Origin of the sequence: Rhizobium sp. NZLR1b (assembly GCF_019685155.1) — a bacterium.
Taxonomy (GTDB): Bacteria; Pseudomonadota; Alphaproteobacteria; order Rhizobiales; family Rhizobiaceae; genus Rhizobium.
In genome coordinates this window covers 16,008-31,977 of record NZ_JABDWC010000041.1, presented here as the reverse complement: position 1 = coordinate 31,977, position 15,970 = coordinate 16,008, and the positions used below count along the sequence as shown (strand labels likewise).

At 59.5% G+C, this 15,970-nt stretch carries 17 protein-coding genes and 1 pseudogene; 5 read left to right on the top strand and 13 right to left on the bottom strand.

Going from position 1 to position 15,970, the window contains the following annotated elements:
• Positions 1–135: 135 nt before the first annotated feature.
• Positions 136–558, bottom strand: a complete 423-nt coding sequence (locus HJB84_RS32560) for an ISAs1 family transposase (protein ID WP_221117901.1) — start codon at positions 556–558, stop codon at positions 136–138.
• Entirely contained in the window at positions 545–1,063 is a 519-nt protein-coding gene (locus HJB84_RS32555) for an ISAs1 family transposase (protein ID WP_221117899.1), read from the bottom strand. Before HJB84_RS32555 ends, HJB84_RS32560 begins: the two co-directional genes overlap by 14 nt.
• A 201-nt stretch (positions 1,064–1,264) precedes the next feature.
• Between HJB84_RS32555 and HJB84_RS32550 the strand changes: the two genes are divergently transcribed.
• Complete coding sequence (locus HJB84_RS32550; RefSeq protein WP_221117898.1) at positions 1,265–2,089, top strand: MipA/OmpV family protein; 825 nt, start codon at positions 1,265–1,267, stop codon at positions 2,087–2,089.
• On the opposite strand, the gene HJB84_RS32545 is transcribed toward HJB84_RS32550, so the two are convergent.
• From HJB84_RS32545 to HJB84_RS32495, 11 genes are all read right to left on the bottom strand, one after another.
• The gene (locus HJB84_RS32545; protein WP_221117897.1) at positions 2,030–3,367 is read right to left on the bottom strand and encodes a cyclopropane-fatty-acyl-phospholipid synthase family protein; all 1,338 of its coding nucleotides are present in this window, start codon (positions 3,365–3,367) and stop codon (positions 2,030–2,032) included. The genes HJB84_RS32550 and HJB84_RS32545 overlap by 60 nt on opposite strands.
• A complete protein-coding gene (locus HJB84_RS32540) occupies positions 3,367–3,795 on the bottom strand; it encodes an EamA family transporter (RefSeq protein WP_221117896.1) in 429 nt (142 codons plus the stop codon). Before HJB84_RS32540 ends, HJB84_RS32545 begins: the two co-directional genes overlap by 1 nt.
• Positions 3,795–4,940: a GNAT family N-acetyltransferase gene (locus HJB84_RS32535; protein WP_221117895.1), complete on the bottom strand. Its 1,146-nt coding sequence runs from the start codon at positions 4,938–4,940 to the stop codon at positions 3,795–3,797. Before HJB84_RS32535 ends, HJB84_RS32540 begins: the two co-directional genes overlap by 1 nt.
• Complete coding sequence (locus tag HJB84_RS32530; RefSeq protein WP_221117894.1) at positions 4,921–5,733, bottom strand: carboxylesterase; 813 nt, start codon at positions 5,731–5,733, stop codon at positions 4,921–4,923. The genes HJB84_RS32535 and HJB84_RS32530 overlap by 20 nt, the downstream gene beginning before the upstream one ends.
• Positions 5,723–6,595: a fatty acid desaturase gene (locus HJB84_RS32525; RefSeq protein WP_221117893.1), complete on the bottom strand. Its 873-nt coding sequence runs from the start codon at positions 6,593–6,595 to the stop codon at positions 5,723–5,725. The genes HJB84_RS32530 and HJB84_RS32525 overlap by 11 nt, the downstream gene beginning before the upstream one ends.
• On the bottom strand, positions 6,592–6,945 hold the full coding sequence (locus HJB84_RS32520) for an EamA family transporter (protein WP_221117892.1): 354 nt from the start codon (positions 6,943–6,945) through the stop codon (positions 6,592–6,594). Before HJB84_RS32520 ends, HJB84_RS32525 begins: the two co-directional genes overlap by 4 nt.
• The gene (locus HJB84_RS32515) at positions 6,942–7,895 is read right to left on the bottom strand and encodes an arginase (protein WP_221117891.1); all 954 of its coding nucleotides are present in this window, start codon (positions 7,893–7,895) and stop codon (positions 6,942–6,944) included. The genes HJB84_RS32520 and HJB84_RS32515 overlap by 4 nt, the downstream gene beginning before the upstream one ends.
• Before the next feature lie 4 nt (positions 7,896–7,899).
• Positions 7,900–9,321, bottom strand: a complete 1,422-nt coding sequence (locus HJB84_RS32510; RefSeq protein ID WP_221117900.1) for an aspartate aminotransferase family protein — start codon at positions 9,319–9,321, stop codon at positions 7,900–7,902.
• 20 nt (positions 9,322–9,341) lie between these two features.
• Entirely contained in the window at positions 9,342–10,025 is a 684-nt protein-coding gene (locus HJB84_RS32505) for an MtnX-like HAD-IB family phosphatase (protein WP_221117890.1), read from the bottom strand.
• A 190-nt stretch (positions 10,026–10,215) separates the two neighbouring features.
• Positions 10,216–11,592 (bottom strand): HAMP domain-containing sensor histidine kinase, encoded by a 1,377-nt coding sequence (locus HJB84_RS32500; RefSeq protein WP_221117889.1) that lies wholly within the window; start codon positions 11,590–11,592, stop codon positions 10,216–10,218.
• Positions 11,589–12,245, bottom strand: coding sequence for a response regulator transcription factor (locus HJB84_RS32495; RefSeq protein ID WP_221117888.1), 657 nt, complete (start codon positions 12,243–12,245; stop codon positions 11,589–11,591). The genes HJB84_RS32500 and HJB84_RS32495 overlap by 4 nt, the downstream gene beginning before the upstream one ends.
• Before the next feature lie 534 nt (positions 12,246–12,779).
• Between HJB84_RS32495 and HJB84_RS32490 the strand changes: the two genes are divergently transcribed.
• The 4 genes and pseudogenes from HJB84_RS32490 to HJB84_RS32475 all read left to right on the top strand — a co-directional run bounded on the left by HJB84_RS32490 (position 12,780) and on the right by HJB84_RS32475 (position 15,965).
• Positions 12,780–13,532: a COG4280 domain-containing protein gene (locus HJB84_RS32490; protein ID WP_221117887.1), complete on the top strand. Its 753-nt coding sequence runs from the start codon at positions 12,780–12,782 to the stop codon at positions 13,530–13,532.
• Positions 13,529–13,750, top strand: a complete 222-nt coding sequence (locus HJB84_RS32485; protein WP_207584461.1) for a hypothetical protein — start codon at positions 13,529–13,531, stop codon at positions 13,748–13,750. Before HJB84_RS32490 ends, HJB84_RS32485 begins: the two co-directional genes overlap by 4 nt.
• A 140-nt stretch (positions 13,751–13,890) precedes the next feature.
• A pseudogene (locus tag HJB84_RS32480) lies at positions 13,891–14,554 on the top strand (response regulator).
• Positions 14,544–15,965 (top strand): sensor histidine kinase, encoded by a 1,422-nt coding sequence (locus tag HJB84_RS32475; RefSeq protein ID WP_221117886.1) that lies wholly within the window; start codon positions 14,544–14,546, stop codon positions 15,963–15,965. Before HJB84_RS32480 ends, HJB84_RS32475 begins: the two are co-directional and overlap by 11 nt.
• Positions 15,966–15,970 lie beyond the last annotated feature (5 nt).

The following is a 15,970-nucleotide window of genomic DNA, read 5'->3' as shown; positions in this document are numbered from 1 at the left end:
CATGATCCGCAAGGGCCAATTTTCACCCAGTGGCCAATCGCCATTTCAGCAATTCGCTTCACTCGCTGCGTAGGTGTGTCCAGCGTCAGCTGGTTCTGCGACCTTGCTAAAAATTTGCGACAGAACCCAAAATCTCTAACGTGCAGATACAAGGGGGCCGATCAGGCTGGCGACGAGCACCAGCGAGGTAATGTAGAAGCGAGTCTCGCGCTCGCTCTTGTTGCCGGTTTCGCGGATGCTCTCAACCATGACGACGCTGTTCAGGGCGGGCCACCGATGATCCTTTTGAAGCCACTCGACGTCGTGGATGACGGTGATGTCCCTCGTTTCGATGCGTCCGTGATCGCAATCGACCGTGCGATGGCGGCTGACGGTCGTGTCTTGGAAAGACTTGGATTTTTGTTCTGTGGCAAAGAGTTCGACATCATCGCGCAGGGTACCCTGATTGCCTTTGAGGGCGAAAATGTAGTCGGCCTTCTGGTCCACGACCTTCTGGGCGATGGCCCGTTGGCAGCCCATGGCGTCGATGGTCACGACGGCGCCCTCAATGGCCAGCATGTCCAGCAGCTTGGGGATGGCGACGATCTCGTTGGGCCTTGTCCGCCACCTTGACCTGACCCATCACCAGACGCTGGCGGGCGGCAAAGGCCGACACCATGTGGATGGCGTCCTTGTCTACCCCCTTCGAGCGGCGAACGGTCTTGCCATCGATGGCGACGACGCCTTCCGGAACGCCAATCAGAGAGGCGACCCAAGCCACGAAACAGCGTTGAAAATGCTCGGCATCCAGGGTGGCGAGGATATCGCCCAGATGATCATGGGCCGGCGTGCCCTCGCGAAACGGGCGGAACCGGCGCAACAGTGCGAGCTTCTTGTCGCCGAAGCGGGCGATATCGGTGATGGTTTCCGCCCCGGCGATCACCGCCAACAGACACAGCAGCAACACTTCCGCGAGCGGGTATTTCACCTTCGCGATTTGCCGGCCATCATGCAGGTCATCGAAATAGCTCAGAAAAACAACCGTCTCGGCGACTGCATCGAGATCGCAAGCCACATCGTCCATCGACTTCATCCTCCCACCAATTAGAGGATGCCGACAGATTCAGCTTTTCAGCCCATTGTCACCTGTTAATTCACCCGATTGCCCTGTCTGCATGCCCCAAGGCAGTTGGCTAGAATAGGAAATTGTTTTAAAAGACTGCAACGGCGCCGCCTGCGAAAGTGGGATCGTTCGCTGACGTTCGAGGTGCGGAGCAGGGCGTATATGGTCTCATCGGATACGGCATTATTCCGCGCGGCGGCGCTATCGTTGCCGCTGATATTCCTGGGCTCTCATTCGGCCTTGAGCCAGAATGCAAAATCCTCCGATAATCAGTGGATCATAACGCTTGGCGGATCCGTGGAATACGGTCCCTCCTATGAAGGATCGAAGCATCTTTCCTTCAGCGGCATGCCGTCTTTCGATTTTCGCCGACTTGGCGAGGCGCCTGAATACAGCGCGCCGGATGATAATATCGACTACGGGCTCTTCGATATCGGCGGCGTCGAAATCGGCCCCGTCGTCGGCCTGAGAGGTGGACGATCGGCATTCGACGAATCCGAACTGCAGGGTTTGCATTCGGTCCAGTGGAATCTGGACGCCGGCGTCTTTGCGCAGTACTGGCCGATAGAGGATCGCCTGCGTGTTCGGGCGGAAACACGTCAAGCGTTGTGGGGCGGCGACGGTGCGCTTGCAGATCTTTATCTCGATTGGTTCCAGCCCGTCGGCGATCGCTGGCTGCTGTCTGCCGGTCCGCGCCTGTCTCTGGCAAACCGCACCTATATACGCAACAATTTCGCGGTTTCCGCAGAGGAAGCCGCCAACAGTGGTCGCGTCGAGGCGTTTGACGCGAATGGCGGTCTCAAATCCATCGGATTCACGGTGGCCGCCACCTATACGCTCTCATCGGCCTGGAGCGTGCAGGCCTACGACAAATATAGCCGCCTGGTAGGCGATGCGGCCGACAGCCCGATAACCTCAAGACTTGGCTCAGCCGATCAGAACGTCATCGGTATCACGCTCAATCGCTCCTTCCAGATAGGCTTTTGAGCTTTGCGCTGCCGCTTTCTCATGCTGGCCGATATAGTCCCGCGTCACGGGAATGACGTCGTTGCGCTTGCTTAACTGGATCTGAAAAACCACCAGATCCTCGTAGCGGAATGCGGCTTCGGCGCATGCAAGGTAGAATTCCCACATGCGGCAGAAGCGTTCGTCGTAAAGTGCGGCAGCCTCTTGCCAGCGCGCCAGGAAGCGCTTTCGCCAATGTGCCAGCGTCCAGGCATAGTGCAGGCGCAGGACCTCGATATCGGTAACCTGAAGACCGGCTTTTTCAATTTCGGGAAGGATCTCCGACAGCGCGGGAATGTAGCCGCCGGGGAATATATATCTGTCGAGCCAAGGCGTGGTGAACCCGGGTGTCGCAGAGCAGCCGATCGTGTGCAAAACCATAATGCCGTCATCTTCCAGCAGATCCGCACATGTGTCGAAAAAGGCGCGATAGGATGCCAGGCCGACATGCTCGAACATGCCGACCGACACGATCCGGTCGAACCGTCCGCTCAAGCTGCGATAGTCCTGAAGGGCAAACCGGATATCCGCCTCCATCCGCTCGTGTTCGGCAAGCCGCTTCTGGGCGTAGTCATGCTGCTCTTCCGACAGGGTGATGCCGAGCACATGCCCGCGCGGCACATGCCTTGCCATATGCAGGGCCAGCCCACCCCAGCCGCAACCAATATCGAGCACGCTCTTGCCGGGCTCAAGCCGCAATTTCGCGGCGAGATGCCGCTTCTTGGCGCGCTGCGCCGCATCGAGCGACTGGTCGGGGCTGTCGAAATAGGCGCAGGAATATTGCCGGTCCCGATCGAGGAAGAGTTCGTAGAGCCGGCCATCCAGATCGTAGTGGTGGGCGACATTGGCCTTGGAGCGGGCCGGCAGATTGCGATGGCGGAAGATGCGTAGCCAGGTGCGCGCATGATCGATCAGCCGGGCGATGAGCGGATGCTTGGCGTTCTGGGCCTCACGCAGCATCATCGCCAGGAAGTCGAAAAGTGAACCATGTTCGACGAGAAAGCGGCGGTCCATGTAGAGTTCGCCGAGCCGCATATCGGCATCGATCAGGAAGGCCCATTGCGCAGCGAGATCGGCAAAGCGCACATGCACCCGCTCACCGGATGCGTCACCAAAGGAGAGCAGGCGGCCATTGGACATGGTAACGTCGAGGGAGCCGTGCGTGACGATGAGCGAAAGCGCCCGCGCCATGATCCAGTTGGTGAAAGCCGCGGCCGCAGCACCGATCCTATGGAGGATGAAGCCTTGTGCTTGCGCCATCACCGATCCTCGCCAGGATGCGCGCGGCGCAGGGCGTGCACGCTGCCAGGCTCATCGACCGCGTGCGTCGCCTCCGATGCGCCGGCGATCAGCCAGACGCCGGCAAGGATCAGGCCGCTGCCGACGATCTGGAGTGCGACGATCGGCTCGCCGAATATCAACCAGCCGCTTGCAATGATTAGGACATAGCTGATACCCGAGAGCGGGAAGGCCCGGCTGAGGTCGAGTTCGGCGAGCACCGTCATCCAGACGAAGAAGCAGACGACCTCGACGACGAGGGCTGCCAGGATCCAGTGCGAGGCAAGCGCGTCGTGCAGCAAGGTCCCCCCCTCGGCACGGTTCAACTGCATCGCGCCGAGCTTCATGAAAATCTGAAACAGCGTGTTGAGGACAGGCACGGCGAGCCATGTCAGGCGCATCGACGTCATCACTTGGCCTGCTCCGCGGAAAAAAGCGGAGAGACCAGCCGCAGCAATGTCTGCAGCACAGGATTTCGGTGGCGGAAAAACATGGTGTTGGCCGCCAGCTGGCTGCCAAGCCGCACCTTGTTTTCATAATATGCCTGGCCGCTCTGGTAACGGCTGAGACCACTATCGAGGCAGTAACGCAGATTGGTGAACCAGCTCAGGAAATAGAGATTGTACGGCCGTCCCTGTTCGCCATCCATGCAGAAGAACTTGTCGATCGCGACGCGATCATCATGAACGATGAGATTGGCAGCCAGCAGCTCGTCCTCGACAAGATAGAGGACGCAGAACGAACGGCCGCGCATATGGGTCAGTATCCCCTCGAAATAAGCGGGCGTCAGCTCTTCGAACTGCCATTCGCTGCGATTGCGCGTATCGTGGTAGAGCGCCATGATCCGCGGCAGCACGTCACCCACATCCGTTCTGAATTCGACCCTGACGGCGTCGAAGGACTTGATCTTGCGCCGCATGTCCTTGCGCGTGCCCGCAGACAGCCGGGCCATGTATTCGTCGATCGTCCGAAAATCGATATCGAGCCAGGCGGATGGCAGGCCGCAGATTGGGGCATAGCGCCGCTCCGAAAGCACGGCGCCGAATTCCAGGGCGACCGGCGCGGGAACATCCTTGATCCCCATCAGCGCGCAGCCTTCCCGAGCCGCAAGCCTTTCGAAGGCGTCGAGCAGTTCGCCGAACAGCGCCTCACGACGGTCCTCCGGCACCTCGGCATGAAAGCCTATGACGCCGTTTTCGGTGCACGGCGAGCCAAGGCAGGCAAGCCGCAGCACCAGGAAGCCTGAAACGTGTTGTCGCACGCGGCGGATCAGCCGGCGCGCTAAACCCTCTTCTAGTGTCGTGTCCAGCGGATAGGGGCACAGAAACACCGGCATGGCGGCGCTGATCCTTCCGTTCTCGGCGATCGTAATGTAGCGCCAATCGAATTCGCCGATGCCGGCGTCTTCGATCGCAAGCAGGCAATCATAATCTTCGACCTGGCCGCGGTAACAGGCATTCCACGCTTCGCGGCCGATGGCGCGGATCGTGTCGTAGACCTGTGCGACCGGCTCGCCGTCTTCTGCGGGAAATTGTCTATAAGCGAGTTTCAGCATGGCCTGCCTCAAAAAAATTGGCCGTGAATTCCGCGACCTGTCGATGCTGGTCGAGATGGATCATGTGGTAGCTGTCCTTGATCCACTTGAGTTCATGCGGCCCGCCGATGTGATCGGATATATAAAGCGCATGCCGGGGGTTGCTGAGATCGTCCTCTTCGGCGTGGAGGATCAGCGTTGGCGTCTGAATCTCAGGCAGGGTTCCGCGAAGCGCCTTGCCCAATCGATACATCTCGACGATGCCGCGGCCGGGAAATTTGTCGAGCATGCCTTCGCCCGCCATGTCCTCGACCAGGCGGCGCCTGCGATCATCCTTGATGCCGAGCGACTGATTTTCTCTGAAATTGAGCCGGTCGAGAAAGGGCACCCGCGACAGCCAGCCGATATGCGGCGACAGCATCGTATAATGTCGCGGAACATCCCAGCCGTCGTAGTGGAAGCAGGGCGAGTAGATAGCGACAGCCTTGATCAGGTCCGGCCGGTGCTTGGCGGCCAGCAATGACAGCTTGCCGCCGACGCAGATGCCGGCGGCAAAAACCGCTTGCGTGCGCTCTGCCAGGAATTCGGATCCGCGCACAACGCTTGCCAACCAGTCTTCCCACCGCGTGCGGCGCAGCGTCCTGATGTCTTCGCCATGACCGGCCAGCAACGGCGCGTAAACGCTGTAGCCGCGCCGGTTGAGTCGGCGCGCCACGAGCTTCATTTCGGCCGGGGCGCCAGTCAAGCCGTGGATCAGCAGCACACCTTTGCCGTTCGTTCCCGGCAGGAAGAAGCTCAACTGCTCAGACCTCATGCCGAAGCTCCATCTCGCGGTTTTCCGGAGCCATGAAGCCCAGGGCATGGCAGGTGCTGATCACATGCGTGCCTGCCTTTTCCTGGTCTTCCCTGATCTGTTCGTGCAGTGCCGCAAGCCTCGTCCAGTGGGTGCGCGGCCGGTAATGATGTTCGGCATGATAGCCATTGCCGAACCAAAGCCAGTTGTAGAACGACTTGTGGCTGCTCACGCCCCACGCAATCGGTTCGTCCGGATCGCCATGCAGGTGCTCGTAATAGCCGTTGAGCGACGACAGGCAGTTGCCGGCGTAGTAAAACGGCACGAAGAACAGCACGGCTTTCCAATCGTAGATCAGCGCTATCGCCGCAAGGCCGAGGAAGGCAAGCAGTTCGAAACGGCCCCACGCGGCGTCGAAAGGACGGTTCTTGGCGATGGCCTTGTGAATATCGCCGAGACTGTCACGGAAGAAGCTTTTCAGCGTGTAGGACCAGACATTCTCCGGCTCGCCGTTGCGGCCATAGCGATAGATCGACAGGAGATCGATCGTACCGCCGTTCTCATCTGGCCGGTCGCTGTTGCCGGAATGATGGCGCATGTGCACCCAGTGGTAATAGGTCTGAGAAAAACCGATCGCCACCGATTCCAGCAGGCTGAAGCCGTAATTCATCCAGCGTGGCTTGAAATAGGGCGTGTGGATGAAATTGTGCGAGATGCTGTTGATGTTCCAGGATATCGATACGGCATAAAGGCAACCCAGGATCGCGGAGACCCAGAGCGGCCGGCTTTCAAAGCCGACGATCAGGTAGACGTCAAAGACAAGATGCGCAAAGGCCGCAAGCACGGGGGCGACATCCCATCTGGTATGAGCAAAGATTTTCATAGTCCGGTTGCTCCCACGCAGGCCACGCCGGCGGTAATGAGAAACACGCCCGCCGCGTGGCGAAGGTTGATATTTTCCTTGAAGACGGCGGCACCGGCGACGACGGTTCCGACATAGCTGAGCGCCATCAGAGGAAAGGCGATGGTCAGCGGCACGCGGGTGAGCACGGCCGTCCAGGCAAGCAATTCGATCGCCCAGAAGGCGATGCCGAGCCAGGTCAGAGGCTTGGCCAGGGTTGCCAGAATGGCGCTGTCGCTGGCCGCCTGCTTGAAGCAGACCTCGCGGGCGGTTTCGGCGACCACGCAGAACAGGATCAGGCCGAACATCGGCAAGGTGAGGCCGCCGGTCATTCCATCGATTCCGCCAGGACTTCCAGCAACGCGTGATTTGCGGCGCTGTTGATGTTGCGCACGGCATCCGCCGCCTGCCGCAGCCGCGGCTGATCGATGAAGATTTCCGCCTGCTTCAGCAGCCGGGTCTTGAGGCCGCCCGCGTAACTCGGCACCGAATAATCGCCGATGACGTCGGCGCCGACGACGCGATGGCGGCTGCCGATCTCGCTGATCAGTGCCATCAGATAGGGCAGGCGCATGCGACCCTGATCCCAGTTGGTCACGGCGTCATCGGCGGCAAGCACGTCCTTGTCGATCGTGAAATAGACCGCCTCGGTGCCGATGCGGCTGAGGATCAGGTCGATGAAATTCTCTTCGCCGATCTCGGAGATGGAATTCCAGTACAGGGCGCGCCCGTCCTGCCGGTAGCTGGCGCCGCTGCCATATTCGGCAGAGACGCGGCTTGGCGGATGCTCGTAAGGGAAAAGCTCCAGCTTGCCTTCCCTCAGCCACCGCAGATTGGCTCCCTTGCGTTCGGGGTTGCGCAGATCGCTGCTGCAGACGCCGACGGTGACGACCTTGTCTATCCTCGGGTTCGACAGGGCGCTGTTGATCCACGAGCCGCAATGCATGCCGCCCTCGAAATTCACCCAGTCCGGGTGATTGTCGAAATGAACGAGAGTGGTCGAAACCGGCCGCCGTTCGAGGGCCATATCGAGAAGCAGAGCGGTCACATGATGGAAATCGCCCGAGCCCATGAAGGCAAGCTGCGGTCCCCGGCCTCGAGAGGGCAGCGCCCGGGAGATATCCCGGCCGAGTTCGGACAGCATCTTCTGCCTGCCCCATAATCTGATTGCGCTGCCGCCCCGCTTGTCGGCATGGTGGCACGCGCCTGCAAGCGTGCAGGCGCGCACGAAGTCCGGCTGCAACTCCAAAGCATCGTCGAGATGAAGGAGGAGAAGCTGCACCGTGCTACCTCCGGGCCGCGCGGGTGAAGACGTGGTCGAGCAGCGTCAGCGCCAGATCGATCTCTTCGCGTGAGATCAGCAGGTTCGGCGCCAGGGTGATGACGTTTTTGTGGTAGCCGCCGACATCGAGAACGAGGCCATAGACCTTGTCGCCGACCTGGAGGTCGCCCTTCATGCCTTCGTCGCAAAGCCAGTCCATCGTCGCCTTGTCGGGCGTGAAACCGTCTTCCTTGCAGATCTCGCATCTCAGAGCCAATCCGAGGCCGTCGACGTCGCCGACGATCGCATGACGCTTTTGAAGCTGCTTCAGGCCATCGAGGAAATAGGCGCCCTTGGCCATGATCGCGGCGCCAAAATCCTCCTCCTCCAGCATCTTCATGGTTTCGAGCGCAACGGCCGTGCCCATCGGGTTGCTGGCGAAGGTGGAATGGGTGGAGCCGGGCGGGAAGACCGTCGGATTGATCATTTCCTCCCTGGCCCAGACGCCCGACAGCGGGTTGAGCCCATTGGTGATCGCCTTGCCGAAGACGAGAACGTCGGGCTGAACGCCGAAATGTTCGATCGACCAGAGCTTGCCGGTCCGGTAGACGCCCATCTGGATCTCGTCGACGACAAGCAAGATGCCGTGCTGATCCAGGACCTTCTTGAGTTCGGTGAAGAAGTTCATCGGCGGGATGACGTAGCCGCCGGTGCCCTGGATCGGTTCGATATAGAAGGCCGCATATTCGGCGCTGCCGACCTTGGGATCCCAGACGCCGTTATACTCGCTTTCAAAGAGGCGCGCGAACTTGCGCACGCAATGCTCTCCGTATTCTTCCTTCGACATGCCCTTCGGGCCGCGGAAGTGATAGGGAAACTCGATGAATTGCGCTCGTTCACCGAAATGGCCGAAGCGGCGGCGATACCGGTAGCTGGAGGTGATGGCCGAGGCGCCGAGGGTGCGGCCGTGATAGCCGCCTTCGAAGGCGAACATCAGGCTTTTGCCGCCTGTATAATTGCGCACCAGCTTCAGCGAATCTTCGACCGCCTGCGAGCCGCCGACATTGAAATGAACGCGCCCCTTGCGGCCGAACTTGCGCTCGGCATCTTGCGCGATCATCGTCGCAAGCTCGACCTTCTCGCGATGCAGATATTGCGAGGCGACCTGTGGCAGCCGGTCGAGCTGCCGATGGACGGCGGCATTCAGCCTCTCGTTGCGATAGCCGAAATTGACGGCCGAATACCACATCTGCAGATCGAGGAATGGCGTCCCCTTTGCGTCATAAAGGTAGGAGCCTTCGCATTCCTCGAAGAATTTCGGCTCCGCCGCGTAATGGACCGTATCGCCATGCGAGCAATAGGCTTCTTCCATCAGCCGCAGCTCGGCCTCCGACCGTCCGGACAGCGGGGACTTTTCGGTGAAGGTTTCGACATTCACAATGTTCATCATATGCCTCTTCGTCTGGTTCATGCGATTTGGGATTGGGGGACCGCGCGGCCTTGGCGCGCGATGCCCGGAAGGACTGCTTTCAGCTTGGAACGCAGATCGGTGAAGTCGGCAAAGCCGATAAAGGGGATGCCACGGTCGGTGCAGTAATCGGCAAGCCTGTCCTTGGCGAAGACGAGATCGGCCATGCCGGCAACGCAGAAATCGCTTCGTCCGTCGCCGATATAGATGTGTGGTTCGATGCCCCAGATGACATGGCATTTGCAGACACCCGAACCCGACGAACAACCGGCCGCCGTGAGCGCGGGCGACAGGGCGTAGGCCTCGCGGCCGTCGACGAGGCGCCAGGTAAGGCGGTTGGCAATGATGGCAAGATCGGCAATGCCGTTACGCAGCAGGACGTGACGGATGAAATGGTCGACGCCGTCGGAAACGACGCTCACCGGCAGGCCGGCCAGGCGGCAATCGTCGAGGAAAGACTTGAAGCCGGGGTCGATCGCGACCGTATCGAGCAGTGCGCCGAGGTCGCCGCGGCTTGCGCGGATGAGGGCAATCTGCCGGCGCATGCAATCGGCCGATCCGATCAGGCCGTCCTTCCATTGCTTTTCGATCTCTTCCCATTCGGGATCGGCAAAGTTCGACAGTACGATGTCCGTCACGTCCTGAATGGAAATCGTGCCGTCAAAATCGGAGAAGACCTGCATCAAATGCCCTTTCGAACTCTCTGCGGCGGTGTTTACCGGGCGTCGATGAGGCAGGACTGAAGGGAAAATGATGCGAAAATGAAATATGCGGGACGCCGCGTCCTGAAATGCCTGCGATTCTCGCCGCGCTTTGAGAGCGTGGTCAGTTTCTACAGGGCTTCGATCGGGAACGGGAGATATCGGTCCGGGTTCAGGTCTTCGGCAGTCGCAGCTCCACCCGTAAGCCCTGTCCCCAGACAGGTGTCGAAAGTTTCACCGATGCCGCAAGACGATCCGCGGTATCGGCGACTATGGCAAGCCCGAGGCCGGCGCCCTCGGCGCTGAGGGTGTCCAGACGATAGAAGCGCTTGAAGACGGCCTCACGTTCATCGGGCGGAATTCCCTGTCCGCTGTCACTGATTGAAATCAGCCAGAAGTCAGCCTCCGGGGCGAGAACCACCTCGATCCGACCGCTGGGTGGGGTGTACTTTATCGCGTTGTCCAGGAGGTTGCCGACCATCATCTGCAGCAGCGATGCGTCCGTCCTCACCTCAGCCGATTCAGGACCGACCAAAGAGACATCGAGCTTGCGGCTGGTGATAAAGTTGCCGACTTCCGCGAGCGTCGATGCCATCAGATGGTAGAGACGAACAGGCATCGGATTTAAGGGATGATGGCTTACCCTCGCAAGGCGCAGCAATTGCTCAATCAGATGGGTTGCCCGGTTGTTGCTGGTGACCAGATCGGCAATGATCGCCTTGCGCTCGTGTTCGTCGTCGGTGCCATCTAACATCTGCAAGAGTAGTTTGATGCTTGCTTGCGGCGTACGCAGTTGATGGGCGGCGAGATCCGAAAAGCGCCTTTCCAGCGTCAGCGAGCGCCCGAGCTTGCCGAGAAGCTGATTGATTGAACGGCCGAGCGGCAAGAGATCTCTAGGCAGATCGCCGACCGGTATTTCTGAAAGGTCGTCGGGGGAACGGGTTCGAATCTGGTGGACCAGTCCATGGATGGTGCGCAGGCCGCTATTGATGCCGAGCCAGATCAAGAAGCCGATCACCGGTACCAAGACGAGCAATGGAAAGAAGAGGTTCAACAAGATGTTGGATACCAGTGTCTGGCGTAGCGAGATCTTCTCGCCGACTTCCATGACGATTCCGGAATCCGGGATCGGCAGCGAATAGACGCGCCAGTCCTCGTTGCGATAGCTCAGGTTCGTGAAACCCGCCTGCTGGTGTGGCACGTCGGACTGAAAGGCAGTGCTGCTGAAGAACATGATCTTGCCGTCTACCCAGGCGCGGAACATGTGCGCGTCGGCGTAGTCGTCAGCATCCTCATTTAAGGCGAGCTGATTGTCCATGCTGAAATCGATATCGTCGACCTGTTGCGGCGTGCGGTCGAGCGAATGTTGCAGCCGGTTATGCAACAATCGCCACAAGACGTTTGCATCGTTGATGAGCTGCGCATCATAGATGTTGTTGATCTCGCGTGTGCCACTGTTGAAGGCGAAAGCGCCGATCACCATAATCGTCACCACCACGACAGGTGCGATCCTGAAGAAAATCTTGCGTGTGAGGGTTGACTGGCTCATCGCTCGATCATGTAACCGATGCCACGGATCGATTTGATGAAATCGGTTCCGAGCTTCTTGCGCAGATTGTAGATCGTCACCTCGATGGCATTGCTTTCGACGGTGCTGTTGGCATCGTAGAGAGCGTATTCGATATCGTTCTTGGTCACATAGCGACCACTTCGCTCCATCAAGAGCTTGAGCAGGTGAAATTCCTTGGCCGTGGTGTGAACCTGCAGACTGCCCTTGCGCGCCACCATCGCCGCCGGATCCACCTCGATATTACCGCACCGCAAGATGCTTTCGGCCCGGCCTTCGCGGCGACGGATGAGGGCGCGCAGGCGTGCAAGCAATTCGTCAAGGTCAAAGGGTTTGATCAGATAGTCGTCGGCGCCCTCGTCGAGCCCTTCCACCTTCTGCCTGACGGCATCGAGAGCTGTCAGGAGCAGGACCGGGACCGTGTTACCCTTCCGCCTTATGCCTTTGAGGACGCCGATGCCGCCTAGTACCGGAAGGTTGATGTCGAGGATGACGGCTGCAAAATGCGAGTGCTCTGCCGCTTCAAGACCTGACTGGCCGTCGCGCATCCAGTCGACTCCATAGGCATGTTTCTCCAGCGCCCTCTTCAGCGATGAGCCGAGAATGCTGTCGTCTTCAACAAGCAGAATACGCACGTTCCCTCCGCTTCTCGTGTCGGCAAATGCTGCCGATGTGAATGGCGATTTAAAGCATTGTTGTGGCAGGTGGTGACGGAAACGATCGCGCCTAGATCACAATCTCAAGCCAGCAGCAGACTCGACCTTATGCTCAGACGATGCATAGAAAGGCCCCAAGGTGCGGCGCCAAGGCGTATTGCCTATAAGTTTCGTATCAAGAACAATCTATAAATACGCATATGGAACGCGACGTTCTCCATAACAGGCGGCGCCGCAGAAGTTTGTGGACTCTCACCGGCGACGAAGCGCGATATAAATGGCACCGTCGCCATGTTGCTGCATCCGGAGGAATGTGGCGTGTTATCTATTTGAATTAATTGGCAGAGTCTTGTGGCCAGCTGCAAAACGACTTTATCGGCCGGCAGGAAGATGGCTGTCCGCCATTGACCCGCGAGGTGGTCGACAGCGCATTTGACGGACGCTGCTGGTGCCTGCAGGTTCCTCGTGCACATCGATTTCCGAACTCTCCTGGACTAAACACGGACACTAATCATGACAACAATAACAAGTATCATCTCCACGGTGACAGCAGCCTTTCTAGGCTCCTTCGTGGAGGTCGTCGAAGCGTTCACCATTATCCTTGCGGTCGGCGTGACCCAGAGTTGGCGGCCGGCCTTCATGGGCATGGGCCTGGCGCTTGTCGTTCTCGCCGTTCTGGTGCTGGTCTTGGGGCCGCTGCTCGGCCTCATCCCGATCGACATTATGCAATTCGTCATCGGCACGCTGCTGATTCTGTTCGGCCTGCGCTGGCTGAGAAAAGCCATTTTGCGTGCTTCTGGTTTCATCGCCCTGCATGACGAGGAAATGGCATTTGCCGAGGAGACGGGCAGCCTTCGTCGGCAGGCGGACAACCGCAGGGCAGACTTTCTGGCCGGCGTTGTAGCATTCAAGGCCGTCCTGCTCGAAGGGGTGGAGGTGGTGTTCATTGTGATCGCCACCGGCGCACGGCCCGGCATGCTCGGCTATGCGAGCCTGGGGGCGTTGGCGGCCTGCCTTCTCGTTCTCCTTATCGGCCTTTTCGTCCACAAGCCGCTCTCGACCGTTCCGGAAAACACGCTCAAACTCGTGGTTGGCCTGATGCTGAGTGCGTTTGGTATTTTCTGGGTGGGTGAAGGCATCGGCACGGATTGGCCGGGGGCCGATCTCTCGCTGCTGCCAATCTTCGGCGTATTGGCGCTCTTCTCGTTGGTGGCCGTCAAAGTGCTTCGCCGCTACCACAACGCGCATATGGAACCTGCCCAATGAACATTCTCAAAATCGCCATCCACGAACTCGTCGGCATGTTCATCGACGACGGCGCACTGGCCCTTTTGGCGCTAGTCCTGATCATCGCCGTCGGCTTTTCAGTGAAATGGGGGCTGCTCGGCGGCTCAATCGGCGCCGGCATACTGATCATCGGATGCCTGCTGATCCTGGCCGAGAGCGTCGCGCGGGCTGCGAGGCGAAAATTCATGCACAAGTGATGGCCCTATGAAATTTGGAAGGACTCTACCAACTCAGTTCTCCGACAAGTCTCATCAACTGTGCCATCTTTTCTTATATGCTAGGAGCAGATACCTCTAACGTCGCGACATTCCCGGATGATTTGTAGTAGTGTCCTCCTATGAAAATCCTGCTGGTCGAAGACAATCATGAGTTAGCGGCGTGGCTTGCCAAGGCGCTCAAGCAGGCGAATTATGCGGTCGATACCGCACATGATGGCGAAGACGCGGGGCATCTCCTGAAGGTAGCGGAGTATGCCGTCTTCATTCTCGATCTGTCGCTTCCGAAAATTGACGGAATGACACTGCTCAAGGGGCTCCGACAAGCCGGCAACAAGGTCCCCGTTATCATTCTCACCGCCAATGCCAGCCTCGACGGCAGGGTCGCCGGGCTGGATGGCGGCGCGGACGATTATCTTGCCAAACCTTTCGAAATAGCGGAGCTGGAGGCCCGCATCCGCGCGCTTGTCCGGCGCGGCCATGACCGGGCAGCGCCCCAGATAGCCATCGGAGACCTAATTTTCGACGGCGGCACGCGCCAGTTCACTCTGGCGGGCGAGACGCTGGTTCTAACGCCGCGAGAACATGCGGTACTCGAACTCCTTGTCCTGAAGGTCGGCACGACGGTCGCAAAGGCAACATTGTTGGAAAGCGTCTTCGGCTTCGACGACACGGCGGACGCAAGCGCGATCGAAATCTACGTCCATCGCGTGCGCAAGAAACTCGAGGGCAGCTCCGCCCGCAACGCTCCGTGGCCTTGGTTACATGTTGCGCCATGCTGGGTGAAAACGTCAAAAGTCTCGGAAAAGGCGCTTGGCAAACCACCCGGCTGCTCGGCGCAAGTCTGCGCATCCAGCTGTTGACATGGGTGTTTCTGACCCTCATCGGCGCGATCTGCATTAATCTCTACCTCAGCTTCCTCACAGCCAATGCGACGGCTAGCCTTATCTTCGACCAGACATTGATGGCCTCGGCGCGCGTCATTGCCGAAGATGTCACCGTCGACGAAATCGGAGCAGCACAGATCGATATACCGCCGGCGGCGCTTGAAATGTTCGATACCGGTTATCAGGACCGCGTTTTCTACCGGGTGAACACGGCCTGGGGCAATCTCGTCGCCGGATTTCCAGACCTCCCGGAATCGACTGGGCCGGGGATCGGCGAAGAAGCAGTCTTTCACGACAGCCCGGTGCGCCTGCTGACGCTTTACCACCCTCTGGTCGGGTTGAAGCAAGATGGCGATATCTCGGTAACCGTCGCGGCGACCCGCAACGGGTGGACGGCGATGAGGGACCGGCTCTGGTTCTCTGACTTTAGCAAACAGCTGGTCCTCGTACTGCTTGCTGGAACTGTCACGATTGTCGGTCTGCAGCGCGGCCTGGCGCCGGTTCTGCGCCTGCGCGACGCCGTTCGCGACCGGGGGCGCGAGCGGCTTGATCCGCTGTCGCCTGACATTGTGCAGACGGAACTGCGCCCCCTTGTCGCGACGCTCAACGACCATATGGAGCGCGTGCAAAACCAGATCGCGGCACAGAGGCGGTTTGTCGCAAACGCAGCACACCAATTGCGCACGCCCCTCGCGCTCATTGCGACGCAGGCAAGCGTGGCGGCGCGCGAGATCGACCCGGCGCGGCGCGACGAGGCTTTGCAGTCCCTGCGAACCAGCACGCGCCAGATGACACGACTGGCAAGCCAGCTGCTGACGCTCTCGCGTGCCGAGCCAGGAAGCCGTCGGCCTCGTAGCGACAGGATCGATTTTGCAGCAACCGTCCGCCAGGTCCTGGAATATCATGCAGAGGAAGCATTGGGGCGTGGTCTGGACCTCGGCCTCGAGGCCGACGAGCAGCCGATTGTCGTGGAGGGCGATGGCACGATGCTGCGCGAGATGGTCGTCAACCTCGTGGATAACGCTCTGCGCTATACCCCGCCTGGCGGGACCGTGACAGTGAGGACCACGCGAGAGGGTGACCAGGCCGTTCTGCAGATCGAGGACAGCGGCCCCGGCATTCCCGAGCCGGAAAGGGACCATGTGTTCGAGCGGTTTTATAGGGTTATCGGAACACAGGCTGAAGGAAGCGGGCTGGGATTGGCGATCGTGCGCGAAGTGGTGAACGGCGCCGGCGGAAATGTCTCGCTCAGCGACGCAACGACCGGAGGGCTGCTGCTGACGGTCCGGATTCCGGCTGTCAGATCCTGATCGAA

Coding starts and splice junctions, on each gene's coding strand:
- HJB84_RS32535 (WP_221117895.1), bottom strand. CDS start 4,940: ATGCTGAAACTCGCTTATAGACAATTTCCCGCAGAAGACGGCGAGCCG.
- HJB84_RS32530 (WP_221117894.1), bottom strand. CDS start 5,733: ATGAGGTCTGAGCAGTTGAGCTTCTTCCTGCCGGGAACGAACGGCAAA.
- HJB84_RS32485 (WP_207584461.1), top strand. CDS start 13,529: ATGAACATTCTCAAAATCGCCATCCACGAACTCGTCGGCATGTTCATC.
- HJB84_RS32490 (WP_221117887.1), top strand. CDS start 12,780: ATGACAACAATAACAAGTATCATCTCCACGGTGACAGCAGCCTTTCTA.
- HJB84_RS32505 (WP_221117890.1), bottom strand. CDS start 10,025: ATGCAGGTCTTCTCCGATTTTGACGGCACGATTTCCATTCAGGACGTG.
- HJB84_RS32500 (WP_221117889.1), bottom strand. CDS start 11,592: ATGAGCCAGTCAACCCTCACACGCAAGATTTTCTTCAGGATCGCACCT.
- HJB84_RS32475 (WP_221117886.1), top strand. CDS start 14,544: ATGCTGGGTGAAAACGTCAAAAGTCTCGGAAAAGGCGCTTGGCAAACC.
- HJB84_RS32550 (WP_221117898.1), top strand. CDS start 1,265: ATGGTCTCATCGGATACGGCATTATTCCGCGCGGCGGCGCTATCGTTG.
- HJB84_RS32555 (WP_221117899.1), bottom strand. CDS start 1,063: ATGGACGATGTGGCTTGCGATCTCGATGCAGTCGCCGAGACGGTTGTT.
- HJB84_RS32520 (WP_221117892.1), bottom strand. CDS start 6,945: ATGACCGGCGGCCTCACCTTGCCGATGTTCGGCCTGATCCTGTTCTGC.
- HJB84_RS32510 (WP_221117900.1), bottom strand. CDS start 9,321: ATGAACATTGTGAATGTCGAAACCTTCACCGAAAAGTCCCCGCTGTCC.
- HJB84_RS32545 (WP_221117897.1), bottom strand. CDS start 3,367: ATGGCGCAAGCACAAGGCTTCATCCTCCATAGGATCGGTGCTGCGGCC.
- HJB84_RS32540 (WP_221117896.1), bottom strand. CDS start 3,795: ATGACGTCGATGCGCCTGACATGGCTCGCCGTGCCTGTCCTCAACACG.
- HJB84_RS32560 (WP_221117901.1), bottom strand. CDS start 558: ATGCTGGCCATTGAGGGCGCCGTCGTGACCATCGACGCCATGGGCTGC.
- HJB84_RS32525 (WP_221117893.1), bottom strand. CDS start 6,595: ATGAAAATCTTTGCTCATACCAGATGGGATGTCGCCCCCGTGCTTGCG.